We start from the raw sequence: 24,097 nt of genomic DNA, 5'->3' as shown, positions 1-24,097 counted from the left end.
TCCCCAAGGACGTCGAACTCGCCGCATGACCCAGCCAGTCAAACCACCCCAAACCAAACCTGGGCGCCTTGACGAAAGACATAGAGGCACCCCCCCAGTCGCCGGTGCCGCCGCAGGACGGGTCGCGCGGTGCGGCCCGCCGCCCCGGGGCGGTTCAGCGGGGCCGTCGCGTTCGGAGCGCGCGGGGCTCCGGAGCGTCCGCCGCAGGACGAGTCGCGCGCCGCCGCCCCCCTGCCGTAAGGGCCGCCCGTACCGCTCCCTCCACGAGTGCCACGCCCCGTTCCCTCGTCGCGTTGCCGTCGGACAGTGCCGACACCAGGCGCTCGCGCCCGCCGGCCGTGACGCAGCCGATGCTGTTCACGACCCACAGCCCCGTCGTGTCACGCGGCAGCCAGCCGTTCTTCACGGCCCACACCGTGCCCTCGTCCGCCACGGACCGCACGCCCCACGCCTGCTCCGGGACGACCCGCCGCATCAGGGTCCGTACATACGCCCGCGAGGGCGCGCCCAGCTCCGAGTCCGTGCCGAACACCTGCCGCAGCAGCGCCAGCCGGTCCACGGCCGTGGTGCGGGTCAGCCCCCACAGTGGGCCGTCGCCGCCCGTGGTCTCCGTCAGCCCGAAGCGGGCGTTCGCGGCGTCGAGGCCTGCCGCCCGTCCGATCCCGTCCCACAGGGCCGACGCCGCGTCGTTGTCGCTGCGCTCGATCATCGCCGCCGCGCACGACCGCTCCGCCCCGGTGAGCTCCCGCCCCGCGTCCTGTGCCCCGAGCAGCAGCGCCGCGAGGATGTCGACCTTGACGACGCTCGCCGTGACGAAGACGCCGTCCCCGTGGGAGAAGCCCTCCCCGGAGCCGAGGTCCAGCACCGCCACGGACACCCGCGCCCCGTCCGCCACCGGTGTGCTCCCTCCGCCGAAACCGCAACCGAAACCGAAACCGAAACCGAAACCGCGGCCGTCGCCCGAACCGCCCGCGTCCGAGCGTGACACGGGTGGCCGGTAGGGTCGGTGACCGTGGCGAACAAGAACATCCCCGACTCCCCGTTCCGCGACGACGACGGCACCGCGGACCCCCGGCTGAGCGCCGCCCTCGCCGCCTGGGCCGAGGACGGCAACGCGGTCGGTCCCGTCCTGGAGGCACTCAAAGGCGCCCGGCTGCTCGTCCCCGTCGTGGCCCTGCTCGGTGAGGTCGAAGAGGATGAGAACGGGCTGCGCCGCGAGAAGACCAGCGACATGGCCGTACCGACCCTGAAGGCCGGTGGCCGCACCGCCCTGCCCGCCTTCACGTCCATCGAGTCCCTCGCCCGCTGGGACCCGGCGGCCCGCCCCGTCGCCGTACCGCTGCACCAGGCGCTGCAGGCCGCCGCGCACGAGAAGGCGGACACGGTGGTCCTGGACATGTCCGGTCCCGTGCCCTTCGAACTGACCGGGCCCACCCTGCTCGCGCTCGCCGAGGGCCGCACCAGCACCGACCCGCTCGGCGACCCCGCGGTCGTCGAGGCCGTACGGGCCGCCGTGGCCGCGGAGCACGCCGTGCTGCGTGCCCACCTGGGTCCGGGACAGGCCGACGGCACCCTCGCCCTGGTCCTCGACCCGTCGGTCCCCGCCGCCGAGGCCGCACGCGCCGTCGCCCAGCGGCTCGCCGCCGACGAAACGCTGAGGGCCCGCCTGGTGCGCGGCCTCGACCTGGCAGTCCTGCCGGCCGAGGCGACGCCACCCGGCGAGCCCTTGTACGTGCGTTCCTGAGGTCCTAGCCGTAGATCGCTCCGGTGTACTTCTCGCCCGGCCCCTTGCCCGGCTCGTCCGCGACGAGCGAGGCCTCGCGGAAGGCCATCTGGAGCGACTTCAGGCCGTCCCGCAGCGGGGCCGCGTGGAAGGAGCTGATCTCGGTCGCCGACGCGTCCAGCAGACCGGCCAGCGCGTGCACGAGCTTGCGGGCCTCGTCCAGGTCCTTGAAGGCGTCGCCCTCCTCGGTCAGACCGAGCTTCACGGCGGCGGCGCTCATCAGATTGACGGCGACCGTCACGATCACCTCGACCGCCGGGACCTCCGCGATGTCGCGGGCCATGGCGTCGAAGTCGGGGTTGCCGGGGGTCTCGGGGGCGTCCGAGGGGGAGGTGTCACTCATGCCCCACACGATAGGCGCAGCCGGGCGTCGCGCTGACGTCAGGAGGAGGGAGACGGCCGGTTGGTGCGCCTCACCGGGAGCTGCTAACCTTGTGTAACGACCGGTCGGACCCGTATGCCTCACGGCGCACGAGCCCGGCCCACAAGTGGAGGCTTCGAACTCCCACCTGGCCGCTCTCAGGGCGGCGGGTCACCGGTCAGGCGGTTCCCCGTCCCCGAGACGAGATCCGCCCGATAACGCGCCCCGCGGTCCCCGTGGCGGTGCTCCGGTAGTTCGAGGAGCCCCGCCTGTGACCGTCCGGGGCGTTCTTCATGCTCCGGCTCGGTCAGGTCCAACGAACAGAGACGTTACGCGGCTGTCCGCCAGACCGTCGCGTGGTGCTACCGAGGAGGATCCATCAGCGCCGAGCCCCGCATCAACGACCGGATTCGCGTTCCCGAGGTGCGACTTGTCGGTCCCAGCGGCGAGCAGGTCGGGATTGTCCCGCTTGCCAAGGCCCTGGAGCTTGCGCAGGAGTACGACCTCGACCTCGTCGAGGTCGCGGCGAACGCCCGTCCGCCCGTGTGCAAGCTCATGGACTACGGGAAGTTCAAGTACGAGTCGGCCATGAAGGCCCGTGAGGCGCGCAAGAACCAGGCGCACACGGTCATCAAGGAGATGAAGCTCCGGCCGAAGATCGACCCGCACGACTATGACACCAAGAAGGGTCACGTCGTCCGGTTCCTCAAGCAGGGCGACAAGGTCAAGATCACGATCATGTTCCGTGGTCGCGAGCAGTCCCGGCCGGAACTCGGTTACCGGCTACTGCAGCGGCTCGCGGAGGACGTCCAGGACCTCGGGTTCATCGAGTCGAACCCGAAGCAGGACGGCCGCAACATGATCATGGTTCTCGGTCCGCACAAGAAGAAGACCGAGGCGATGGCCGAGGCCCGCCAGGCGCAGGAAGCCCGCAAGGCGGAGGCGAAGGCCAACCCCGGCCGTTCGATGAACGCCGCGGACCCCGACGCCGCGAACGCCGCGGACTCCGACGACGTCGCGAATGCCGAGGCTCCGGCCGAGGCGTGACCCCCGGGGGCGCCGCCCCCAGGAGTAACCGATACAAGTACGACGCTCCACCGTGCCCGGTTTTCGTGACCGGGCACCGGAGCGCCACCGACGAGGAGAGAACGGCGCTATGCCGAAGAACAAGTCGCACAGCGGTGCCAGCAAGCGCTTCAAGATCACCGGCTCCGGCAAGGTGCTCCGTGAGCGTGCCGGCAAGCGCCACCTGCTCGAGCACAAGTCGTCCCGCGTGACGCGTCGCCTCACCGGCAACGCCGAGATGGCCCCGGGCGACGCCGCGAAGATCAAGAAGCTTCTCGGCAAGTGACGCCCCGGCGCGTGAGCGCCCCAGGCACGTCAGACCGGGACCCAATCGATTTCGGGCCGTGTGGGCACAACCACGGCCCCGCTACAAGGAGTTAACAAGTGGCACGCGTCAAGCGGGCAGTCAACGCCCACAAGAAGCGCCGGGCGATCCTCGAGCAGGCCTCCGGCTACCGCGGTCAGCGTTCGCGCCTGTACCGCAAGGCCAAGGAGCAGGTCACCCACTCGCTGGTCTACAACTACAACGACCGCAAGAAGCGCAAGGGTGACTTCCGCCAGCTGTGGATCCAGCGCATCAACGCCGCTGCCCGCGCCAACGGCATCACGTACAACCGCTTCATCCAGGGCCTGAAGGCCGCGAACGTCGAGGTCGACCGCAAGATCCTGGCCGAGCTGGCCGTCAACGACGCCACCGCCTTCGCGGCGCTCGTCGAGGTCGCGCAGAAGGCGCTGCCGGCGGACGTGAACGCGCCCAAGGCGGCGTGAGCCCTGCGTTGGCCTGAGGCCGACGTGACTTTCAGGACCCGCAGGCTTTGAGGCTTGCGGGTCCTGCTCTTGCGCGGCGGCGCGGCGAGTCGTACGGCTGCGGGACCGTCGCGGCCGGTCGCGCAGTTCCCCGCGCCCCCCCGAGGGCCGTAGTCCCCGTCGTCCGGGACGCGCCGCGTGTTCGATCTCCTGAAGGTGAAGAAGATGCCCTCCGTCAGCCCCGAGCTGATCTCCCCCCGTTCCCCTCGTGTGGCCGCCGCGCGACGGCTCGGCAGGCGGAACTTCCGGGGGAAGGAGAGGCTGTTCCTCGCCGAGGGGCCGCAGGCCGTGCGGGAGGCGGCCGGGCATCGTGCCGGCGGCACCGCCACGCTCGTCGAGTTGTTCGCCACGCCCGGGGCAGCCGAGCGGTACGCCGACATCATCGGCGCGGCCCGGGACGCCGGCGCCCGTGTCCACCTCGCCTCCGAGCAGGTCATCGCCGACGTCTCCACCACCGTCACCCCGCAGGGACTCGTCGGGGTGTGCCGGTTCCTGGACACGCCGTTCGAGGAGATCATCGCCGCCCGGCCCCGCCTCGTCGCCGTCCTCGCGCACGTACGCGACCCCGGGAACGCCGGCACCGTGCTGCGCTGCGCCGACGCCGCCGGAGCCGAGGCCGTCGTCCTCACCGACGCCTCCGTCGACCTGTACAACCCCAAAGCCGTACGCGCCTCCGTCGGCTCGCTGTTCCATCTGCCCGTCGCGGTCGGCGTCCCCGTCGAGCAGGCCGTGACGGGACTGCGGGACGCGGGCGTGCGGCTGCTCGCCGCGGACGGCGCCGGGGACCGGGACCTCGACGACGAGCTAGACAAGGGCAGCATGGGTGGCCCGACCGCCTGGGTCTTCGGCAACGAGGCCTGGGGGCTGCCCGAGCAGACCCGCGCCCTCACCGACGCCGTCGTACGCGTCCCGATCCACGGAAAGGCCGAAAGCCTGAACCTGGCCACCGCCGCCGCCGTATGTCTCTACGCGTCGGCGCGTGCACAGCGCGCCGCCGGAGGGTGCCGCTCCGTCACCGGGAACTAGTAGGGTGACCAGCCTCGGGGACCCTCCCCCAAGCTCTCGGCCGGTCCCGAGCACGGGGCGCCCCGAGGAAGTTCCGAGAGGTGGGGTACGGGGATGAGCGTCGGCACGAGCAGCGCACCGGGAGCACGACGGGCCGCGCGTCCGCCCGCGCCCCGGCCCGGTGATCTCGCCGAACTCGGCATCGACCCCGACCAGCTCCCCGACGGACTCGTCGTCGCCGACGAGCACGGCCGGGTGATCTGCTTCAACGCGGCGGCCGTCCGTATCACGGCCGTACCCGCCGAACGGGCCCTCGGACAGAGCCTGGAGACGGCCCTGCCGTTAGAGGACCTGGAGGGCCGCCGCTGGTGGCAGCTCACCGATCCCTACCGCGGTCTCGCCATCCGCGTGAGCCAGCCCGAACGCAACCTCCTGCTCCCCGGCGGACGCGAGGTCCTCGTCTCCGCGCGCTACGTCCGCACCCGGCCCACCGGACCCGTCCGCCGGGTCGTCGTCACCCTGCGCGACACCGAGGCCCGCCGCCGCACCGAGCGCAGCCACGCCGAACTGATCGCGACCGTCGCCCACGAACTGCGCTCCCCGCTCACCTCCGTCAAGGGCTTCACCGCCACCCTGCTCGCCAAGTGGGAACGGTTCACCGACGACCAGAAACGGCTGATGCTGGAGACCGTCGACGCCGACGCCGACCGGGTCACCCGGCTCATCGCCGAGCTGCTCGACATATCCCGCATCGACTCCGGACGCCTGGAGGTGCGCCGCCAGCCCGTCGACATCGGGGCCGCCGTCGGACGCCACATCCAGGCCTACGTCGCCGCGGGGCAGCAGGCCGACCGGTTCCTGCTGCGGGTCCAGCACCCACTGCCCGAACTGTGGGCCGACCCCGACAAGGTCGACCAGGTGCTGAGCAACCTGCTGGAAAATGCGGTGCGGCACGGCGAGGGAACCGTCACGATCGACATCACGCCCTCGGCGTCCCCGCGTGAACGGGAGAACGCTGAAAACGCTGAAAACGCAGCCACGTCGGTCACGGTGAGCGACGAAGGGCCCGGCATTCCGGAGGAGTCCATGAACCGCGTCTTCACCCGCTTCTGGCGGGGCAGCAAGCGCGGCGGGACGGGTCTCGGGCTGTACATCGTCAAAGGCATCGTCGAGGCCCACGGCGGCACCATCACGGTCGGACGCGCCCCGGGCGGCGGCGCCGAGTTCCGATTTACGTTGCCCGTGGCGGCACCGTCGTATCTCACCTGAGATGTCCGACGGCCCCACGGGCGCATTCACGTTCCTTCACCCCGTTAGACTCGGCCTCTGGCACCTTTGCGTCCCGAGGACGAGAGACCGGACGACACCACGCACGGGTTTTCGTCCACGAGTCGATGACGGGGGCCATCAGCCTCGAGGCACCTCCCAGCGGTAGCTGGGGGACAATCGGAAGCACGGGAAGAGATGTCGGCACCGAACAAGTCGTACGACCCAGTCGAGGTCGAGGCGTTGAAACCGGAAGAGATCGAGCGCATGCGGGACGAGGCGCTCGCCGCCTTCGCCGCCGCGGACTCCCTCGACGCGCTCCAGGGGGCCAAGGTCGCCCACACCGGCGGCACGTCACCGCTCGCCCTGGCCAACCGCGAGATCGGCGCCCTGCCACCGCACGCGAAGGCCGACGCCGGCAAGCGCGTCGGGCAGGCGCGCGGTGCCGTGAACAAGGGCCTCGCCGCCCGCCAGGCCGAGCTCGAGGCCGAGCGCGACACCCGCGTCCTGGTCGAGGAGGCCGTGGACGTCACGCTTCCCCACGACCGGGTGCCGGCCGGCGCCCGGCACCCGCTGACCACGCTCTCCGAGCGCATCGAGGACATCTTCGTGGCCATGGGCTACGAGGTCGCCGAGGGGCCCGAGGTCGAGGCCGAGTGGTTCAACTTCGACGCCCTGAACATCGGCCCGGACCACCCCGCCCGCGGCGAGGCCGACACCTTCTTCGTGGCGGGCCCCGACGGCGGCACCGAGTCGGGCGTCGTGCTGCGCACCCACACCTCACCCGTGCAGATCCGCTCCGCGCTCGACCGTGAGCTGCCGGTCTACGTGATCTGCCCCGGCCGGGTGTACCGCACCGACGAGCTGGACGCCACGCACACCCCCGTCTTCCACCAGGTCGAGCTGCTCGCCATCGACGAGGGCCTGACCATGGCGGACCTCAAGGGCACCCTGGACCACATGGTCCAGTCGCTGTTCGGCGCGGAGATGAAGACCCGGCTGCGGCCGAACTTCTTCCCTTTCACCGAGCCGAGCGCCGAGATGGACATGCTCTGCTACGTCTGCAGGGGCGCGTCCGTCGGCAACCCCGACCGGCCCTGCCGCACCTGCTCGTCCGAGGGCTGGATCGAGCTCGGCGGCTGCGGCATGGTCAACCCGCGGGTGCTCACCGCGTGCGGCGTCGACCCCGGGAAGTACAGCGGCTTCGCCTTCGGGTTCGGCATCGAGCGGATGCTGATGTTCCGCCACAACGTCGAGGACATGCGAGACATGGTCGAGGGTGACGTCCGGTTCACCCGGCCGTTCGGGATGGAGATCTGATGCGGATCCCGCTTTCTTGGCTGCGGGAGTACGTCGACCTGCCGGCGACGGAGACCGGCCGTGACGTACAGGCCAAGCTCATTTCGGCGGGCCTCGAGGTCGAGACCGTCGAGCACCTCGGCGCCGACCTCAAGGGCCCGCTCGTCGTCGGCCGGGTGCTGACCATCGAGGAACTGGAGGGCTTCAGGAAGCCGATCCGCTTCTGCACCGTCGACGTCGGCCGGGCCAACGGCACCGGTGAGCCCCAGGAGATCGTCTGCGGTGCCCGCAACTTCGCCGTCGGCGACAAGGTCGTCGTGGTCCTGCCCGGCGCCACCCTGCCCGGCGGCTTCTCGATCAGCGCCCGCAAGACCTACGGCAAGACCTCCCACGGCATGATCTGCTCCAGCGACGAGCTGGGCATGGGCGACGACGGCACGCACGGCATCATCGTGCTGCCGCCGGAGACCGAGGTCGGCAAGGATGCCGTCGAGCTGCTCGAACTGGTCGACGAGGTCCTGGACATCGCCGTGACCGCCAACCGCGGTGACTGCCTCTCCATCCGCGGCGTCGCCCGCGAGACCGCCATCGCCTACGGTCTGCCGCTGCGCGACCCGGCCCTGCTCGACGTGCCGGGACCGAACGCCTTCGGCTACCCGGTCAAGGTCTCCGACCCGGCCGGCTGCGACCGCTTCACCGCCCGCACGGTGACCGGCCTCAGCCCCGAGGCGCGCTCCCCGATCTGGCTCAAGCGGCGCCTCCAGAAGGTCGGCATGCGCCCGATCTCCCTCGCCGTCGACGTCACCAACTACGTGATGATGGAGCTCGGCCAGCCACTGCACGCCTACGACCGGGGTCTCGTCCACGGCACCATCGGTGTGCGCCGCGCGGCCGAGGGCGAGAAGATCGTCACCCTCGACGGCGTCGAGCGCACGCTGCACGCCGAGGACCTGGTCATCACCGACGACCGCGGCCCGATCGGTCTCGCCGGTGTCATGGGCGGCGCCGACACGGAGATCGCGGACCACGCGGACACCGAGAACGCGACGAGTGACGTGGTCATCGAGGCCGCCCACTTCGACCAGGTGTCCGTCGCGCGCACCGCCCGCCGCCACAAGCTGTCCTCGGAGGCGTCCCGCCGCTTCGAGCGCGGAGTGGACCCGGGGGCCGCTGCCGCTGCCGCGCAGCGCACCGTCGACCTGCTGGTACTGCTCGCCGGCGGCACCGCCGAGGCCGGTGTCACCGAGGTCGTCGCCCCGGCCGCGCCGCACACCGTCACCGTCGCCGCCGACCACCCGGACAGGGTCGCGGGTGTGACGTACGGCCGCGAGGCCGTCGTACGCCGCCTCCAGGAGGTCGGCTGCGATGTGTACGGGCAGGACGAACTGATCGTCACCGTGCCGTCCTGGCGGCCCGACCTCACCGACCCGAACGACCTGGCCGAAGAGGTCATCCGGCTGGAGGGCTACGAGAACCTGCCCTCCACGCTGCCCAGGCCGCCCGCCGGCCGGGGCCTGACCGCCCGCCAGCGGCTGCACCGCCGGATCGGGCGGGCGCTGGCGGGAGCCGGTTACGTCGAGGCGCCGAACTACCCGTTCGTCAGCGAGCGGGTCTTCGACCAGCTCGGTCTCGAGGCAGACGACCCGGCCCGCCGTGTCGTGAAACTGGTCAACCCGCTCAGCGACGAGGAGCCCGCGCTGCGCACGTCGCTGCTGCCGGGACTGCTCGGCGCGCTGCGCCGCAACGACGGCCGGGGCTCGCACGACCTCGCGCTGTTCGAGACCGGTCTGGTCTTCCAGCCGGGCGACGAGCGCAGGGCGGCCGCGAACCTGTCCGTCGACCGGCGTCCGAGTGAGGACGACATCGCCGCGCTGAACGCCGCGCTGCCCGACCAGCCCCGGCATGTCGCCGTGGTCCTGGCCGGCGCCCGCGAGCAGGCCGGCTGGTGGGGCAAGGGCCGCCCGGCCGACTGGGCCGACGCGGTGGAGGCCGCCCGGACCGTCGCCCGCGAGGCCGGTGCCGAACTGGGTATCCGCAAGGGCCAGTACGGGCCGTGGCATCCGGGCCGCTGCGCCGAGCTGACCGTCACCGCCGACGGCGTCGAGCGCGTCGTCGGCCACGCCGGTGAGCTGCACCCGCGCGTCCTGAAGGCCCTGGGCCTGCCCGCGCGTAGCTGCGCGATGGAGCTGGACCTGGACGTCCTGGAGAGGGTCGGCGACGACACCCCGCAGGCGCCGGGCATCTCCACGTTCCCGGTCGCCACCCAGGACGTCGCGCTGGTCGTCGACGCGTTCGTGCCGGCCTCGGACGTCGAGGCCGCGCTGCGCGAGGGCGCCGGAACGCTGCTGGAGTCCATCCGCCTGTTCGACGTGTACGAGAACGCCGAACAGCTGGGCGAGGGCCGCAAGTCCCTGGCGTACGCGCTGCGGTTCCGGGCGAACGACCGGACGCTGACCGTCGACGAGGCGTCGGCGGCCCGTGAGACGGCGGTTGCTCTCGCGGCCGACCGCACCGGAGCGGTCCTGAGGAGCTAGCGCACCCCTCCACCCCTGCCACCCCGTCCGGCGTTCGAGGGCGAGGCCCGCAGGGCCGAAGCAGGTCTGGGGCACAGCCCCCAGGGACGGGATGGGGGCGGCGGGGCGACATCAGCCGGGTCCTGGGAAGCGCGGGGGCGCGACATGCACCCCCGCGCTTTCCGCGCGCCCCTCATCCCGCCGGTCACCTCACTCGTTCGGGTGACTATGCCGGGTGGTACATCCGGATCAGGCCATGAGGTCGACAGAATCGGACCGGCCCTTCGCGGCCGGTCTGCGCTGTCCGGGCCTATAGGGGGGCCATCGGCATGATCCGCTTCAAGCCCGGGGCTTCCCGCTGGGTACCGCCCCGGCTCCTCTCACGGGCATTCACCCTGCTGGTGCCCGCTGCCTGGGCCGCCGCAGCGGTCGCCTACCGGCTGACCTGTCCGCTCGCCCAGGACGACGCCCTCGGCGCCCGTCTGGTCAGCAGCGCCGTCCTGTGCACGGTCGTCACCGGCCTTGTCATGCATGTCCGGCGCGGGATGCTGCGCGAACTGCGGCGGGCACGCAGGATCGCGGAGGCCGCGCAGAGCGTGCTGCTGCGTCCACCACCCCCACGGGTCGACGGGCTGGCCGTCGCCGCGGTCCATCTGTCCGCCGACCGGGGAGCCCGGATCGGCGGTGATCTGTACGAGGTGATCGCCACCGATCACGGCGTGCGGGCCGTCATCGGTGACGTCCGCGGACACGGGCTCGGTGCCGTACGGACCGTGTCCGCCGTTCTCGGCAGCTTCCGCGAGGCCGTTCACGACGAGGCCGAGCTGGCCGGTGTGCTGCGCCGGCTGGAGCGGGCGATGGCCCGGCATCTGCGGGAGCGCGCCCACGCCGGGCCCGACCCGGCGACCGGCGAGGAGTTCGTCACCGTCCTGCTGCTGGAGATCCTGCCCGGCGGGGAGCTGCGGGCGCTGAACTGCGGGCACCCCTGGCCGCATCTGCTGACCGGCGCCCGGGCCGAACCGCTCGCCCGCACCGATCCGCTCCCGCCCCTCGGCCCGTTCCCGCTGCCGTCCGAACTTCCCGCCGTGCCCTGCGGACGCCTGATGCCCGGCGACGCGCTCGTCCTGCACACGGACGGAGCGGAGGAGGCCCGGGACGCCGAGGGCCGGTTCTTCCCCCTCCGGGACGTCCTCACCGAGGCGGCGCGGTCCCGTCCTGTCACGCCCCAGGCGGTGCTCCGCACCGTCCTTGAGGCTCTGCTGCGGCACTCGGCCGGCCCGCCGAAGGATGACGTGGCGCTCCTGATCCTCAGGAACGAGCGGCACGTACGACACCGCGCCCCCGAGCTGCGCACCTGTGTCCGAGCCACGTCGGACCCACACCCCTCCGGCCCCTGGCGGTTCCCCGCGTGACCACCCCTCGGGCTCGTCCGGGGGCCGACGGCGCTCGCTCCTCCCGGGGTGCGTGCGGGAGGGACGCGGCGGGTCCGCGGGCGGTGTCTGCGGGCGGTGTTCCGAAGACCGTCTGTGGGGCTCGTGCGGGTCGGTGGTGCTCGTTCCGGCTGTGGGGTGCGTGCGGGGGGACCAAGGGGCGGTCTGCGGCCGTACTTCGTGGGGTGTCCCGGTGGGTGACCGTCCTTCGGGCCCGGCGGCTTCGCCCATCCACTCACGCTCCACGTGGGTGCTGCGCGCAGCACCCACGACAGGTGAGACATCCCGCTCCGGAGCAGAGGGCCGGCGTGTCGCGATGGATCCGCACCCGACCGCCCCGCTGTGGTTCCCCGTGTGACGGGCATGAGGACCCGGCAGGAGGCGACGGCGGTCCGATCTCGCGGAAGGTCTCGCCCGTGTCCGCATCCCCCACGGTGCCGCGCGGTCCGCCCCCGGAGCCGCGGCCGGCGGACCCGCTGCGGCTCGTCGGGTGATGCGCCGTCAGGTCGGGTGCGGGGCGCCGGCGGGGCCGTCCGCCCCGCCACGGAGTGTCGGGCAGGCAGCCGGGCGGACGGCGCGGAGACGGGCCGCCGCACTGTACGAGGGGGAGCCGGCGGCCCGGCCGGCCTCTTTCGAGGCAACTCAGTCAACCCGCCCGAAACTCTCCGCGACAGTGCGCGCACACTACGGATCCGGGCACTCCGTTCACACCCCGTGTGAAGGGGCAGCCACTACTCTGTCCGCACCGAGCCGCCGGGGGGCCCGAATGCAGCCCAATACTCTGCTCGACGCGATCATGGACGAGGCAGGAATCTCGCACGCGGGCCTGGCCGCACACGTCAACCGGGCCGGCCAGGCACGCGGTCTGTCCCTGAGGTACGAGCACACCGCCGTGGCGCGGTGGCTGAAGGGGCAGCGGCCCCGGGGGCAGGTGCCCGACCTGATCTGCGAGGTCCTGGCCGCCCGGCTGCGGCGCCCGGTCACCCTGGACGACATCGGACTGGGCGTACCCGGCGAACCGGGCGCCCCGCACACCGGTTCGCTCTCCGGGTTCGTCGAGCGGGCCACCGCGCTGTGGCGCTCCGACCAGCAGCACCGCACGCACGTCCTCGGCGCTCCCGCGGTCACCGGCACGCCCGCCGTGATGCCCGTATGGGAGTGGGAGAACCCGCCCGAGGACGTGGACGTCTCCCGCGGCGGCCGGCACCGGGTCACCCCGACCGATCTCGACATGCTCCGTTCCGCCCGCACCCACTACGAGCAGCTGTACCGCAAGGCGGGCGGCGTGGCGACCCGCGCCCGAATCGTCGGTTTCCTCAACTCCGAGGCCGCCCCGCTGCTGCGAGGCAGCTATACCGACGCCACCGGCCGCCGGCTGCACCGCGCCACCGGCGGCCTGGTCGCCGTCGCCGGTATCTGCGCCTACGACTCCGACGCGCACGGCCTCGCCCAGCGCTACTTCCACCAGGCGCTCCGTCTGGCGAAGGCCAGTGGGGACCGGGGACTCGGCGCCTATGTCATCGCGCTGCTCGTCAACCAGTCGCTGTTCATGCGGGAGTACCGGCAGGCCGTCGCCTTCGCCGAGGCCGCGCTGCGCGCCGCCGGCACCCGCATCACCCCGGCCCTCGCCTCCGACCTGTACGCGATGCAGGCCAAGGCGTACGCACACCTGGGCGATGGCACGAGCGCGCTGTCCTGTATCCGGCGGGCCGAGCAGTCAGCCGAGCGCATCCGGCGCGGATACGAGCCCGCCGAGACCGGCTATGTGCAGCCCGGCCTGGTCAATGTCCAGGTGGCGGAGGCCCTGCTGAGCCTCGGCGAGCTCGCGGCGGCCGGGGAGCATGCCGCGGCGGCCGTGGACAACCCCGCGCACGACCGGGGCAGGGTGCACCGGCTGGCCATGCTGAGCACCATCGAACTGCGCCAGGGCAACGCCGACAAGGCGGTGGTCATCGCGGTGCAGATGGCCGAACAGGCTCGCGGGATGGAGTCGCAGCGGCTGCGCGACAGACTCCGCGCGGTGCGCGAGCACCTCGTGCGCAGCGGCGGCGCCGGAACGGCCGAGGCGGCCGAACTCATCGACGGCGCACTGCGCGTACCGCTCTAGCACCACCGCAGTTCAGCGGCCTCGACGCCCGGTGTGCGCCGTCACCGCGCCTTCCGCTGCCCCGCGGGCGGCCTTCCGTGCGCCTGCTGCCGGGACGGCCGTTGCTGCGATATTGCCCCTTACTCGTCGGAAGGTGGCAGAACCATGCAGTGGACGAAACGAAACGAACAACCTGTGTACTCAAATCGCTGGTTCAGCGTCAATCTCGCGGATGTCGAACTCCCGGACGGCACGCATCTCGACCACTTCCTCATACGGCTGCGGCCCGTCGCCGTCGCCACGGTGGTGAACGACGCCAACGAGGTCCTCCTGCTGTGGCGGCACCGCTTCATCACCGACCGCTGGGGCTGGGAACTCGCGGCGGGCGTGGTCGAGGACGGCGAGGACGTCGTCCGGGCCGCGGCGCGGGAGCTGGAGGAGGAGACCGGCTGGCGGCCGGGGCCCCTGCACCACCTCATGAGTGTGGAGCCGTCCAACGGCCTCACCGACGCCCGGCACCACATCTACTGGGCCGACGAGGGCGAGTACGTCGGACACCCGGTGGACGACTTCGAGTCGGACCGCCGGGAGTGGGTGCCGTTGAAACTGGTCCCCGACATGGTGGCCCGCGGTGAGGTCCCGGCCGCCGGCATGGCGGCCGCCTTACTCCTGCTCCACCACCTGCTCGGCCAGGACGACAGGCCCTGACGCCGGAGGCCCGGCACCTGGGCCAGTTGGCCAGGTGGCGGGCCTCCGCAACGACGCTCAGCCGTACGTGTAGAACCCGGAGCCGCTCTTGCGGCCCAGCCGGCCCGCGTCGACCATGCGCTGGAGCAGCGGGGGAGCGGCGTACAGCGGCTCCTTGTACTCCTCGTACATCGAGTACGCGACCGAGGCCACCGTGTCCAGACCGATCAGATCGGAGAGCTTCAGCGGGCCCATCGGGTGGGCGCAGCCCATCTCCATGCCGTTGTCGATGTCCTCACGGCTGGCGATGCCCGACTCGAACATCCGGATCGCGGAGAGCAGATACGGGATCAGCAGCGCGTTCACCACGAACCCGGAGCGGTCCTGGGCGCGGATCGCGTGCTTGCCCAGCACCTTCTCGGTGAAGACCTGGGCCCGGCTCAGCGTGCCCTCGGAGGTGGTGAGCGCCGGGATCAGCTCGACCAGCTTCTGCACCGGGGCCGGATTGAAGAAGTGGATGCCGATGACGTGGTCGGGCCGCGAGGTGGCGACCGCCAGCTTCACCAGCGGGATGGAGGAGGTGTTGGAGGCCAGGATCGCGTCCGGCCGGGTCACGACCTGGTCCAGCACCTGGAAGATCTCGGTCTTGACCTGTTCGTTCTCGACCACGGCCTCGATCACGAGATCACGGTCGGCGAACTCGCCGAGGTCGGTGGTGAAGCTCAGCCGGGCCTGGGTGGCCTCGAGCTCCTCCGCGGAGATCTTGCCGCGCTCGGCCGCCTTCGACAGGGAGTTGAACAGCCGGGTACGGCCTATCTCCAGGGCTTCGCCGGTGGTCTCGGCGACCATCACGTCCAGTCCGGCCCGGGCGCACACCTCGGCGATCCCCGCGCCCATCTGACCGCAGCCCACCACTCCGACGCGTTCGATGTCGGTCACATCGTTCCCTTCGTTCCTGCTGACGGCTGGGGCAGGTTGCCGGGTCCCGGTGCCTGCTCCGATTGGTGCACGTTACTAAGAAGTATCGATGATCGATCGCGGGGGTGGGGCATTCTGGGCCGGGACGGCCCGTGACCGGGCGGTGGGACGGCGAGAGGAGAGCCGCGGTGAGACGCGTGTCACGCAGGGGATTCGCAGCGCTGGCACTGGGCGCGCTCGCGACCGTGCCCCGGGCGTCCGCCGCCCCGCGGCAGACCCAGGGAGCGCCCGGCGGCCCGGGAGGGGGCGGCGGCGCGGCGAGCGGCGAGATGCGCGGCATGTGGGTGGCCACCGTGGCCAACCGGGACTGGCCCTCCCGGCCGGGCCTGAGCGCCGCACGGCAGCGGGCCGAGCTGACCGCGCACCTCGACGCGGCCGTCCGTGCCCGGCTCAACACCGTGGTCTTCCAGGTGCGGCCCACGGCCGACGCGCTGTGGCCCTCGCCGTACGAACCGTGGTCGCAGTACCTCACCGGCACCCAGGGCACGGACCCCGGCTGGGACCCGCTCGGCACCGCCGTCGCCGAGGCCCACGCCCGCGGTCTGCAGCTGCACGCCTGGTTCAACCCGTACCGCGTGGCCATGCACGCCGACCCCACCCGCCTCGCCCCCTCCCACCCGGCCCGCCGCCATCCCGGCTGGGTCGTCCCGTACGGCGGCAAGCTCTACTACAACCCGGGGCTGCCCGAGGTCCGCGCCTTCGTGCGGGAGGCGATGCTGGACGCGGTGCGCCGCTACCCCGTCGACGCGGTCCACTTCGACGACTATTTCTATCCGTACCCGGTGGCCGGCCAGACCTTTGACGACGACCTCGCCCACCACACCCACGGCGGCGCCTTCCCGGACCGTGCGGCCTGGCGGCGGGACAACGTCGACCGGCTGGTGCGGGAGACGGCCGACGGGATCAGGGCGATCCGGCCCGGCACCCTCTTCGGCATCAGCCCGTTCGGGGTGTGGCGCAACGCCGAGGTGGACGAGCGGGGCTCGGACACCCTGGCAGGCGTACAGACGTACGACGACCTGCACGCGGACACCCGCCGGTGGGCGCGGGAGAACTGGATCGACTACATCTGCCCACAGCTGTACTGGAACATCGGCTTCGCCCCCGCCGACTACGCCAAGCTGCTTCCCTGGTGGGCCGAGGTCGTCCGGGGCACCGGGACCCGGCTGTACGCGGGGGAGGCGCTGTACAAGGCGGGCGAGCCGGCCCAGCCCGCGGCCTGGCGGGACCCGGCCGAACTCTCCCGCCACCTCACGCTGGCACGGAAGCATCCGCAGGTGGGCGGGCACGTCTTCTTCGCCGCCCGTGAGGTGACGGCCGATCCGACCGGGGCCATGGCGCGGGTGATCGCCGACCACTACCGGCAGCCGGCGGGACCCCCGCGCTGACCCCGTGTTGTGTGGGCCCGGTGCCGGCTCCCTAGTGCTGCGGGGCCCGGTGCCGGATCTCGGTGTCGGGGCCGGGCGAGCACACACCCTCGTGCCCGTCCTCGAAGCGGACGCGGTAGGGCGGGTTCCCTTCCTGGCCCATCACTTCGACGATCTCACCGACCTTGTCGTGCTGGCCGACCACCCTGCCGTGCTGGACAAGCTGGTCACCCTCCGCTGCGCGCATCGGGGCCTCCTCTCAACCACGTGCCCGCTGGGCGACGGCGATGCACACCAGCACCGCCGCGGCCGTCAGCGGGGCGGCCACCGTCAGGTGCTCGTTCAGCAGCAGCACCGACCACACCAGTGTGAGCAGCGGCTGGGCGAGCTGCAACTGGCTGGCCTTGGGGATGCCGATGGCCGCCATGCCCCGGTACCAGACGATCAGCCCGAGGAACTGGGAACCCGCCGCCACCCACAACAGCCCGGTCACGCTGTGCGCGGTCAGCCGCACCGGCTCGGTGCCCAGCGCGACCGCAGCGACGGGCAGGGCGAGCGGCAGGCACAGGATCAGCGCCCACCCGATCACCTGCCAGCCCGGCATCACGCGGGCCAGCCTTCCGCCCTCGGTGTATCCGGCCGCGCACACCAGGAGCGCCGCGAAGAGATACAGGTCGGCCGCGGTCAGCGCGCCGCCGCTCTGCCGCACGGTGAACGCCACCACCGCGGCCGCTCCGGCGAGGGCCGCCACCCAGAAGGTGCGTGACGGGCGGGAGCCGACCCGCAGGGCGGACAGCAGCGCCGTGGTCAGCGGGAGCAGGCCCACGACGACGGCGGCGTGTGCGGTGGTGGAGGTTTGCAGCGCCAGCGTGGTCAGCATCGGGAAGCCGAACACCACCCCGGCGCCGACCACCGCCAGCCCCGGCCAGTGCCGCCGGTCCGGCGGCGGAACGCGCAGGGCGAGCAGACAGCAGCCGGCGATCAGTGCCGCGAGCACACTGCGCACGGCCACCAGCGACCAGGGCCCGAAGCCTTCGAGGCCCCAGGCGGTGGCGGGAAAGGTGAGGGAGAAGGCGATGACGCCGAGGGCTGCCTGGACGGTACCGAAGCCGCGGCCCTCCCCGACGGCGGGCACTGCTATCGGAGACGCGGTGGTAGCGCTACTCTGTGCTCTCATGCACGAGCGTAGCAGCGTCGATGAACTGGCGGAACGCCTGCGAGGGGAGCTCGACCGCTACTCTCCTGGCGGAAAGCTCCCCTCGAGCCGGGCACTGGTGGAGCGGTTCCGGGTGAGTCCCGTGACGGTCTCCCGGGCGCTGGCGGTGCTCGCCGCCGAGGGTCTGGTGGTCACCCGGCCCGGTGCCGGCGTCTTCCGCGCGCAGTCCCGCGCCTCGGCCGCCCCCACGGGGGACACCTCCTGGCAGGAGGTCGCCCTCAGCGCCGACGGCGCCGCCGACCTCGTACCGCGCTCGGTGGACGCCTCCGGAGTGCTGGTGTCGCTGGCCGCGCCACCGCCCGGGGTGATCGAGTTCAACGGCGGCTATCTGCATCCCTCCCTCCAGCCGGAGCGGGCCATGGCGGCGGCGCTGTCCCGGGCCGGACGCCGGCCGGGCGCCTGGGGGCGCCCGCCCATGGAGGGACTGCCGGAGCTGCGCGAGTGGTTCGCTCGGAGCATCGGCGGCCCGGTCACGGCGGCCGGGGTGCTGATCACGTCGGGCGGGCAGTCCGGGCTGACCACCGCGCTGCGTGCCCTCGCCCCGCCGGGCGCGCCCGTGCTCGTCGAGTCGCCGACCTACCCCGGCATGCTCGCCATCGCCCGCGCGGCCGGGCTGCGCCCGGTACCCGTCCCCGTGGACGCGGACGGCGTACGGCCGACGTTGCTCGCCGACGCGTTCCGGGCGACCGGCGCCCGGGTCTTCGTCTGCCAGCCGCTGTTCCAGAACCCCACCGGCGCCGTGCTCGCGCCCGGGCGGCGCGGTGAGGTGCTGCGCATCGCACGCGAAGCGGGCGCCTTCGTCGTCGAGGACGACTTCGTCCGGCGGCTGGTGCACGAGGACGCGGGCCCGCTGCCCCGCCCGCTCGCCGCGGACGACCCCGACGGGGTGGTGGTGCACGTCTGCTCGCTGACCAAGGCGACCTCGCCCAGCTTCCGGGTGAGCGCCCTGGCCGCGCACGGCCCGGTGCTGGAGCGGCTGCGGGCCATCCAGGTCGTCGACACCTTCTTCGTGCCCCGCCCCCTGCAGGAGGCCACGCTGGAACTCGTCGGCTCGCCCGCCTGGCCCCGCCATCTGCGCGCGGTCTCCGCCGAACTGCGGGCCCGCCGCGACGCCATGACCGCCGCGCTCCGTCTGCGGCTGCCCGAGCTCGCCCTGCCGCACATCCCGTCCGGCGGCTACCACCTGTGGCTGCGGCTGCCCGAAGGCGCGGCGGAGTCCGCCCTGACCGCCGCAGCCCTGCGCGCGGGTGTCGCCGTCACCCCGGGCCGCCCCTACTTCAGCGCGGAACCCCCGGCCGGCCACCTCCGTCTGAGCTTCGCGGCGGTGGCGGGCACCGGGGAGATCGCGGAGGGTGTGGGGCGGCTGCGCACCGCCTGCGACGACGTCGTGGGAGCGCGCGGCTCGGTGTACTGACCTGAAGCGTTGTTCACACGGCACGGCACGGCACGGCACGGCACGGCGCGCCGAGCGCCTGGGCTCCCGAACCCGGCGCCGCACCATCGCCGTGCCTGCCCCCCGAGGTCACGCCCGCGGCCGTTCCCTTCAGACCGGACGACAGGCCGGATTCCCCTCAGCGGTGCCACAGGACGCTGGGGCGGGAACCCTGGACGGTTCGGCCCTACTCCGCGGCTGCTATCGGCGTGATGCTTGGGGAGGGGAGGGGAGGGGAGGACTACCGTGATGAGGTGAGCGGACATGACAGCGACGATCTCGGTATCCGGACTCGTCAAGCAGTTCGGTGCCACCCGGGCCATCGACGGTCTCGACCTCACCGTGGGAACCGGGGAGGTGCACGGCTTCCTGGGGCCGAACGGCGCCGGCAAGACCACCACGCTTCGGGTTCTGCTGGGACTGCTGCGCAGGGACGTCGGCGCGGTTTCCGTGCTGGGCGGGGATCCGTGGCGGGACGCGGTCTCGCTCCACCGCAGGCTGGCGTTCGTCCCGGGGGAGGTGAATCTGTGGCCGAACCTCACCGGGGGCGAAGTGATCGACCTGCTGGGCACGTTGCGCGGGGGCCTCGACCGCAGGCGCCGGGCCGACCTGCTGGAGCGGTTCCGGCTGGACCCAGGCAAGCGGTGTCGCGCCTACTCCAAGGGCAACCGGCAGAAGGTGGCCCTCGTGGCGGCCCTCGCCTCTGATGTCGAGCTGTATCTGCTGGACGAGCCGACCTCCGGCCTCGACCCGCTGATGGAGGCGGTCTTTCAGGAGGTGGTCCGGGAACTGCGCGGGGCCGGCCGGAGTGTGTTGCTGTCCAGCCACATCCTGTCCGAGGTGGAGGCGCTGTGCGACCGCGTCACCATCATCCGTGCGGGCCGGGCCGCCGAGTCGGGCACCTTCGACGAGCTGCGCCATCTGACCCGTACGACGGTGACCGTCGAGACCGCCAAGCCGATCGACGCGCTGGCCGCGGTGCCCGGGGTGCACGACCTGAGCGGGGACCACACCCGTGTGCGGTTCAGTGTGGACGCTGGTGAACTGGGTGAGGTGCTGCGGCACTTGGTGGCCTTCGACGTCCGGGCGCTGACCAGCTCGCCGCCGACCCTCGAGGAACTGTTCCTGCGTCACTACGGGGACGACATACGCGTACCGGACGCCTCGGGCGCCGACCACTCGGCCACCGCAACGGGCCTGGGGAGTCTGCGATGACCGGGCGGACGGTCGGCTTGACCGGTGTGGTCGCGCTCACCCGGCTCGCGCTGCGGCGCGACCGGTTCACCCTCTCTGCCTGGATTCTCGGGCTGAGTGCCTTCATGGCCGGTATCACGGCCATGAGTGTCAGCGGCCTTCCCACGCGTCAGGACGTGATCGAACAGACCGAGCTCATGGCGGGCAACGCGGCGATGCGCATGCTGGGCCTGGCCTCCGGCGCCAGTGTCGGCGGTTACACGCTGGTCCGCGGCTATCTCACGCTGGCGGTGCTCACGGCTCTGATGAGCACTTTCGCCGTGGTACGTCACACTCGCCAGAACGAGGAGACCGGGCGTGCCGATCTGGTCGGCGCGACGGTCGTGGGACGGGACGCAGGGCTCGCCGCCGGAGTCGGCGTCACGGTTGGCGCGAACATCGTGCTGTCGGCGCTGCTGAGCCTGGCGATGATCGTGAATGGTCAGCCGGTGGAGGGCTCGGTCACGGCCGGCGCGTCGGTCGGCGCGGTCGGCATCGTGTTCGCCGGGGTCGCCGCGATAGCCGTCCAGCTGTCGTCGACCACGCGCGGGGCGAACGGTATTGCCTCGGCGGTCCTCGGCCTCGCCTTCCTGCTCAGCGGTGTCGGGAACATGCTCGGCCGGGCCGACGGGAGCGGCCTGCGGGTGGTCAGTGCCTGGCCGTCCTGGGTGTCCCCGCTCGGCTGGGGCCAGCAGATGCGGCCGTTCGGCGGCGACCACTGGTGGCCGCTCGCGTTGTTCGTCGTCCTTTTCGCCGTCCTGCTCGGCGTGGCCGGCACGCTCGGGCGTCGACGGGATGTCGGCAGGGGCATGCTCCCCGAGCGGCGCGGTCACACCGAAGCCGCGCCCGGGCTGCTCAGCCCGTTCGGGCTGGTCTGGCGGCTGCAGCGCGGCTCTCTGCTCGCCTGGGCGGTTGGCATGCTCGGTTTCGGCCTGGTCCTCGGTGCCATCGGCGGCGAGGTTGCGGACATGGACGGCTCGGCCAGGGACTGGTACACGCGCGTGGGCGGCACGGACCGGATTATCGACGCCTACCGCACCTCGATCATCGGGATGGCCGGCATGGCCGCCGCGATATACGCGGTGCAGATCCTGCTGCGCATGCATGCTGAGGAGACCGAGGGCCGTCTGGAGCCCGTCCTGGCGACCGCGGTGAGCAGGGCACGCTGGGCGACGGCCCACATCATCAACGCCGTACTCGGCGCCGCCGGGCTCCTCCTCCTCTTCGCGGTCGGCATGGGACTAGCGGCCGGCCGGACGCTGGGCGGAGGCACGGTCGCCCAACTGGGCGACCTGACGACGGCCGGGCTCGCCCAACTGCCGGGGATCCTGGTGCTCGGCGGTGTCGTCGTCGCGGTCGTAGGGCTGCTCCCGCAGTGGGCCGGCCCGGTCTCCTGGACCGTGCTCATGGCGTCCGTCCTGCTGGGCCCGCTGTTCGGCCCGAGCCTCAGATGGCCCCAGTGGGCCCAGAACCTCTCGCCGTTCACCCATACCTCCAAGGCACCGGCCGCCGCCATCACCATGGCCCCCGTCCTCACTCTCCTCGTGGCCTTCACCGCCCTCGCGGTGGCCGGCGTCGTCACGTCCCGCCACCGCAACCTGGCCGCGGCCTGATCTGACCTCCCGGCCCGTCTCGAACGGCACCCTGGGCGGCGGCATCAGCAGTGGCCGTTCGCGTGCGTGGCACTCGGCGACGGTCCTGGACCGGTGCGTACGCCCCGCGAGGCGTGAACGCCCGCTCGGGAGTCATCATGAGGGCTGTGCCAAAGGTTGCCCCTATCGGTGCTCGGCCTGTCGGACGGCTCTCGTGTCCAGGCGGGTCACCACGCTGTTTCCGCGAGGTCGAGGCGTTGCCGTTCCCGTCGCGGCAGATTGCCCACCAACGGCCGGGACGCCGTACCACACGGATAACGGCTCGACGCCGCACCGCGCGGGCTGCGAACATCCCGCCATGACCCACACCCCGCGCCTGCCCGAGGGCTACGAGATCTCCACCGACCCCGCGAGGATCGACGCGGCCCGGGTGCACCGGTGGCTGTCGACCGACGCGTACTGGGCCCTGGGCCGCTCCCGGGAGAAACAGGACCGGGCGATCGAGGGCTCACTCAACTTCGGCGTCTACGACACGCTCTCGGGTGACCAGGCGGCGTACGCCAGGATCGTCACCGACCGGGCGACCTTCGCCTGGCTGTGCGATGTGTACGTCGACCCGTCGGTGCGGGGCAAGGGCGTCGGCACCGCGCTGGTCGCTCTCGTACTGGAGGAGCTGCGGCCCTACGGCGTGAAGCGCGTCATGCTGGCGACGCACGACGCGCACGGTGTCTACGCCAAGCTGGGGTTCCGCCCGCTGGACCGGCCCGACCACTGGATGGTGCTCGTCCTCGAGTGAGGGCGCCGGGCGGCGTTCGGGCGACTTGTCCGCCGCGTCCTTACCAGTCGGTAAGGATGTCGCCACCCGGAGTGACGCCGGGGCGGCACCCCTTGACCTGTTCACCTCGGCGACTGACGATCGCGGCATGGCACTTCGGGTCACGTTCGTCGCCGCCGCGGGGAGCTCCTCGGTGCTCGCCGAGCGTTTCGAGGACGACCGGCCGCTGGACCAGGCCGGATGGAGCGAGGTGCAACGGGTCGCGCACGAACTGCTGCCGCTCGCGGCGGCCGATCTGCGCTACTGCTCCCCGGCCCCACGCAGCCGGGCCACCGGGGACGGTCTCGGATACGCGCCGCTGGTGCAGCTCGCCCTGCGCGACTGCGACATGGGCCGCTGGCGCGGGCTGACCCTGGGCGAGGTGATGGCCCGGGAGCCGGGGGCCGTGGACGCCTGGCTGGCCGACCCGCGGGCCACACCGCACGGCGGGGAGTCACTGCTGGACTTCATCGGCCGTGTGGGCGGCTGGCTCGACACCCGGCCGGCCGACGGCGACTGCACGGTCGTCGCCGTGGCCGTGCCCTCGGTGATCCGGGCGGCCCTGGTCTATGTGCTCAAGGCGCCGCCCGCCACGTACTGGAGCATCGACGTCCGGTCGCTGTCGACGATCAGCGTGGCCGGCCGGGCCGGCCGCTGGAGTCTGCGCCTGGAAGGGGCTTCCGCTCAGCCCACCCGGGCGTAGTCGGTGGTCAGTACCAGGTTCTTGGCGGGGCCGCGCACCCGCCAGACCGCCTGCCAGTGGTCCGTGCCGCGCACGGTGAACTCACCCCGGTAGAGGTCGGCGGCGCAGGGGTGGACGGTGATGTGCCGGCCCGTGGTGAGGTCCAGGTCGTGGAACGAGCGGCCGTCCGCGAACCGTACGTCCGCCGTGCCGCCGGGACCCGGCAGGAAGCGCAGGGTCCGCTCGGCGGGCCGGGTGGTACCCCGCCAGGTGAAAGCGCCGGACTCCTCGTGCAGCAGACCGCCGCCCTCCAGCGGGCCGAAAACGACCGTCCCCTCGAAGTGTCCCTCGTCGCCGCCCGTCAGGTCCCGCACGGCTCGCTCCGCCCGCCAGCGGCCGCTCAGGTAGGCCAGTACCTCGGGTACTGGCCAGAACTCGCCCATCCTGCTCCTTCCCGTGTGGTCCCGTGTGCGCTCCGATG

General features: G+C 72.3%; 23 protein-coding genes. 17 read left to right on the top strand and 6 right to left on the bottom strand.

Annotated features, from left to right (window positions below; genetic code table 11):
- Positions 1-154: 154 nt before the first annotated feature.
- Complete coding sequence (locus tag ACZ5C2_RS33205; protein ID WP_468799625.1) at positions 155-988, bottom strand: serine hydrolase; 834 nt, start codon at positions 986-988, stop codon at positions 155-157.
- 24 nt (positions 989-1,012) lie between these two features.
- Here ACZ5C2_RS33205 and ACZ5C2_RS33200 point away from each other — a divergent pair, with 24 nt between their 5' ends.
- Complete coding sequence (locus ACZ5C2_RS33200) at positions 1,013-1,744, top strand: SseB family protein (RefSeq protein WP_468799623.1); 732 nt, start codon at positions 1,013-1,015, stop codon at positions 1,742-1,744.
- Positions 1,745-1,748: 4 nt separating this feature from the next.
- Here ACZ5C2_RS33200 and ACZ5C2_RS33195 read toward each other — a convergent pair whose 3' ends face one another.
- Complete coding sequence (locus ACZ5C2_RS33195; protein WP_468799621.1) at positions 1,749-2,126, bottom strand: DUF1844 domain-containing protein; 378 nt, start codon at positions 2,124-2,126, stop codon at positions 1,749-1,751.
- A gap of 396 nt (positions 2,127-2,522) precedes the next feature.
- Between ACZ5C2_RS33195 and infC the strand changes: the two genes are divergently transcribed.
- From infC to ACZ5C2_RS33145, 10 genes are all read left to right on the top strand, one after another.
- Complete coding sequence (gene infC / locus ACZ5C2_RS33190; RefSeq protein WP_468799645.1) at positions 2,523-3,191, top strand: translation initiation factor IF-3; 669 nt, start codon at positions 2,523-2,525, stop codon at positions 3,189-3,191.
- A 109-nt stretch (positions 3,192-3,300) separates the two neighbouring features.
- Positions 3,301-3,495: a 50S ribosomal protein L35 gene (rpmI, locus tag ACZ5C2_RS33185; RefSeq protein WP_003977225.1), complete on the top strand. Its 195-nt coding sequence runs from the start codon at positions 3,301-3,303 to the stop codon at positions 3,493-3,495.
- A gap of 98 nt (positions 3,496-3,593) precedes the next feature.
- Positions 3,594-3,977, top strand: coding sequence for a 50S ribosomal protein L20 (rplT, locus tag ACZ5C2_RS33180; RefSeq protein WP_004933571.1), 384 nt, complete (start codon positions 3,594-3,596; stop codon positions 3,975-3,977).
- A gap of 204 nt (positions 3,978-4,181) precedes the next feature.
- Positions 4,182-5,042, top strand: a complete 861-nt coding sequence (locus ACZ5C2_RS33175) for a TrmH family RNA methyltransferase (RefSeq protein ID WP_468799643.1) — start codon at positions 4,182-4,184, stop codon at positions 5,040-5,042.
- Positions 5,043-5,135: 93 nt separating this feature from the next.
- Entirely contained in the window at positions 5,136-6,290 is a 1,155-nt protein-coding gene (locus ACZ5C2_RS33170; RefSeq protein WP_468799619.1) for a sensor histidine kinase, read from the top strand.
- A 195-nt stretch (positions 6,291-6,485) separates the two neighbouring features.
- Entirely contained in the window at positions 6,486-7,607 is a 1,122-nt protein-coding gene (pheS, locus tag ACZ5C2_RS33165; protein ID WP_468799617.1) for a phenylalanine--tRNA ligase subunit alpha, read from the top strand.
- Positions 7,607-10,120, top strand: a complete 2,514-nt coding sequence (pheT, locus tag ACZ5C2_RS33160) for a phenylalanine--tRNA ligase subunit beta (RefSeq protein ID WP_468799615.1) — start codon at positions 7,607-7,609, stop codon at positions 10,118-10,120. Before pheS ends, pheT begins: the two co-directional genes overlap by 1 nt.
- A 308-nt stretch (positions 10,121-10,428) precedes the next feature.
- Positions 10,429-11,511 carry a PP2C family protein-serine/threonine phosphatase gene (locus ACZ5C2_RS33155; protein WP_468799613.1) on the top strand — a complete coding sequence of 361 codons (1,083 nt, stop codon included), beginning with the start codon at positions 10,429-10,431 and terminating at the stop codon, positions 11,509-11,511.
- A gap of 784 nt (positions 11,512-12,295) precedes the next feature.
- The gene (locus tag ACZ5C2_RS33150; protein WP_468799611.1) at positions 12,296-13,636 is read left to right on the top strand and encodes a transcriptional regulator; all 1,341 of its coding nucleotides are present in this window, start codon (positions 12,296-12,298) and stop codon (positions 13,634-13,636) included.
- Positions 13,637-13,780: 144 nt separating this feature from the next.
- Positions 13,781-14,323, top strand: coding sequence for an NUDIX hydrolase (locus tag ACZ5C2_RS33145; protein ID WP_468799609.1), 543 nt, complete (start codon positions 13,781-13,783; stop codon positions 14,321-14,323).
- Between the two features lie 57 nt (positions 14,324-14,380).
- Here the strand turns inward: ACZ5C2_RS33145 and ACZ5C2_RS33140 are convergent, their stop codons facing one another.
- Positions 14,381-15,241 carry a 3-hydroxybutyryl-CoA dehydrogenase gene (locus ACZ5C2_RS33140; RefSeq protein ID WP_468799607.1) on the bottom strand — a complete coding sequence of 287 codons (861 nt, stop codon included), beginning with the start codon at positions 15,239-15,241 and terminating at the stop codon, positions 14,381-14,383.
- Between the two features lie 176 nt (positions 15,242-15,417).
- Here ACZ5C2_RS33140 and ACZ5C2_RS33135 point away from each other — a divergent pair, with 176 nt between their 5' ends.
- Positions 15,418-16,668 carry a glycoside hydrolase family 10-like protein gene (locus ACZ5C2_RS33135; RefSeq protein ID WP_468799641.1) on the top strand — a complete coding sequence of 417 codons (1,251 nt, stop codon included), beginning with the start codon at positions 15,418-15,420 and terminating at the stop codon, positions 16,666-16,668.
- 31 nt (positions 16,669-16,699) lie between these two features.
- On the opposite strand, the gene ACZ5C2_RS33130 is transcribed toward ACZ5C2_RS33135, so the two are convergent.
- On the bottom strand, positions 16,700-16,894 hold the full coding sequence (locus ACZ5C2_RS33130; protein WP_468799605.1) for a DUF1918 domain-containing protein: 195 nt from the start codon (positions 16,892-16,894) through the stop codon (positions 16,700-16,702).
- A gap of 12 nt (positions 16,895-16,906) precedes the next feature.
- Positions 16,907-17,824 (bottom strand): DMT family transporter, encoded by a 918-nt coding sequence (locus ACZ5C2_RS33125; protein ID WP_468799603.1) that lies wholly within the window; start codon positions 17,822-17,824, stop codon positions 16,907-16,909.
- Here ACZ5C2_RS33125 and ACZ5C2_RS33120 point away from each other — a divergent pair.
- The 5 genes from ACZ5C2_RS33120 (at position 17,823) to ACZ5C2_RS33100 (ending at position 23,637) form a co-directional block, all read left to right on the top strand.
- The gene (locus ACZ5C2_RS33120; RefSeq protein WP_468799601.1) at positions 17,823-19,277 is read left to right on the top strand and encodes an aminotransferase-like domain-containing protein; all 1,455 of its coding nucleotides are present in this window, start codon (positions 17,823-17,825) and stop codon (positions 19,275-19,277) included. The two genes, ACZ5C2_RS33125 and ACZ5C2_RS33120, sit on opposite strands and share 2 nt — an antisense overlap.
- Positions 19,278-19,559: 282 nt before the next feature.
- Positions 19,560-20,510: an ABC transporter ATP-binding protein gene (locus ACZ5C2_RS33115; RefSeq protein WP_468799599.1), complete on the top strand. Its 951-nt coding sequence runs from the start codon at positions 19,560-19,562 to the stop codon at positions 20,508-20,510.
- Positions 20,507-22,141 (top strand): ABC transporter permease, encoded by a 1,635-nt coding sequence (locus ACZ5C2_RS33110; RefSeq protein WP_468799597.1) that lies wholly within the window; start codon positions 20,507-20,509, stop codon positions 22,139-22,141. The genes ACZ5C2_RS33115 and ACZ5C2_RS33110 overlap by 4 nt, the downstream gene beginning before the upstream one ends.
- 337 nt (positions 22,142-22,478) lie before the next feature.
- Positions 22,479-22,916 (top strand): GNAT family N-acetyltransferase, encoded by a 438-nt coding sequence (locus tag ACZ5C2_RS33105; RefSeq protein ID WP_468799595.1) that lies wholly within the window; start codon positions 22,479-22,481, stop codon positions 22,914-22,916.
- A 127-nt stretch (positions 22,917-23,043) separates the two neighbouring features.
- Positions 23,044-23,637, top strand: coding sequence for a histidine phosphatase family protein (locus ACZ5C2_RS33100; RefSeq protein ID WP_468799593.1), 594 nt, complete (start codon positions 23,044-23,046; stop codon positions 23,635-23,637).
- Here the strand turns inward: ACZ5C2_RS33100 and ACZ5C2_RS33095 are convergent.
- Positions 23,619-24,059: a DUF6314 family protein gene (locus ACZ5C2_RS33095; RefSeq protein WP_468799591.1), complete on the bottom strand. Its 441-nt coding sequence runs from the start codon at positions 24,057-24,059 to the stop codon at positions 23,619-23,621. The genes ACZ5C2_RS33100 and ACZ5C2_RS33095 overlap by 19 nt on opposite strands.
- Between the last annotated feature and the right edge of the window lie 38 nt (positions 24,060-24,097).

It is taken from the genome of Streptomyces sp. NPDC031365, assembly GCF_055569765.1.
The sequence above is the reverse complement of the archived record's forward strand: the minus strand, read 5'-3'. Positions and strand labels throughout refer to the sequence as shown.

Coding starts and splice junctions, on each gene's coding strand:
- ACZ5C2_RS33195 (WP_468799621.1), bottom strand. CDS start 2,126: ATGAGTGACACCTCCCCCTCGGACGCCCCCGAGACCCCCGGCAACCCC.
- rpmI (WP_003977225.1), top strand. CDS start 3,301: ATGCCGAAGAACAAGTCGCACAGCGGTGCCAGCAAGCGCTTCAAGATC.
- ACZ5C2_RS33175 (WP_468799643.1), top strand. CDS start 4,182: ATGCCCTCCGTCAGCCCCGAGCTGATCTCCCCCCGTTCCCCTCGTGTG.
- ACZ5C2_RS33170 (WP_468799619.1), top strand. CDS start 5,136: ATGAGCGTCGGCACGAGCAGCGCACCGGGAGCACGACGGGCCGCGCGT.
- pheS (WP_468799617.1), top strand. CDS start 6,486: ATGTCGGCACCGAACAAGTCGTACGACCCAGTCGAGGTCGAGGCGTTG.
- pheT (WP_468799615.1), top strand. CDS start 7,607: ATGCGGATCCCGCTTTCTTGGCTGCGGGAGTACGTCGACCTGCCGGCG.
- ACZ5C2_RS33155 (WP_468799613.1), top strand. CDS start 10,429: ATGATCCGCTTCAAGCCCGGGGCTTCCCGCTGGGTACCGCCCCGGCTC.
- ACZ5C2_RS33150 (WP_468799611.1), top strand. CDS start 12,296: ATGCAGCCCAATACTCTGCTCGACGCGATCATGGACGAGGCAGGAATC.
- ACZ5C2_RS33145 (WP_468799609.1), top strand. CDS start 13,781: ATGCAGTGGACGAAACGAAACGAACAACCTGTGTACTCAAATCGCTGG.
- ACZ5C2_RS33130 (WP_468799605.1), bottom strand. CDS start 16,894: ATGCGCGCAGCGGAGGGTGACCAGCTTGTCCAGCACGGCAGGGTGGTC.
- ACZ5C2_RS33120 (WP_468799601.1), top strand. CDS start 17,823: ATGCACGAGCGTAGCAGCGTCGATGAACTGGCGGAACGCCTGCGAGGG.
- ACZ5C2_RS33125 (WP_468799603.1), bottom strand. CDS start 17,824: ATGAGAGCACAGAGTAGCGCTACCACCGCGTCTCCGATAGCAGTGCCC.
- ACZ5C2_RS33115 (WP_468799599.1), top strand. CDS start 19,560: ATGACAGCGACGATCTCGGTATCCGGACTCGTCAAGCAGTTCGGTGCC.
- ACZ5C2_RS33110 (WP_468799597.1), top strand. CDS start 20,507: ATGACCGGGCGGACGGTCGGCTTGACCGGTGTGGTCGCGCTCACCCGG.
- ACZ5C2_RS33105 (WP_468799595.1), top strand. CDS start 22,479: ATGACCCACACCCCGCGCCTGCCCGAGGGCTACGAGATCTCCACCGAC.
- ACZ5C2_RS33100 (WP_468799593.1), top strand. CDS start 23,044: ATGGCACTTCGGGTCACGTTCGTCGCCGCCGCGGGGAGCTCCTCGGTG.
- ACZ5C2_RS33095 (WP_468799591.1), bottom strand. CDS start 24,059: ATGGGCGAGTTCTGGCCAGTACCCGAGGTACTGGCCTACCTGAGCGGC.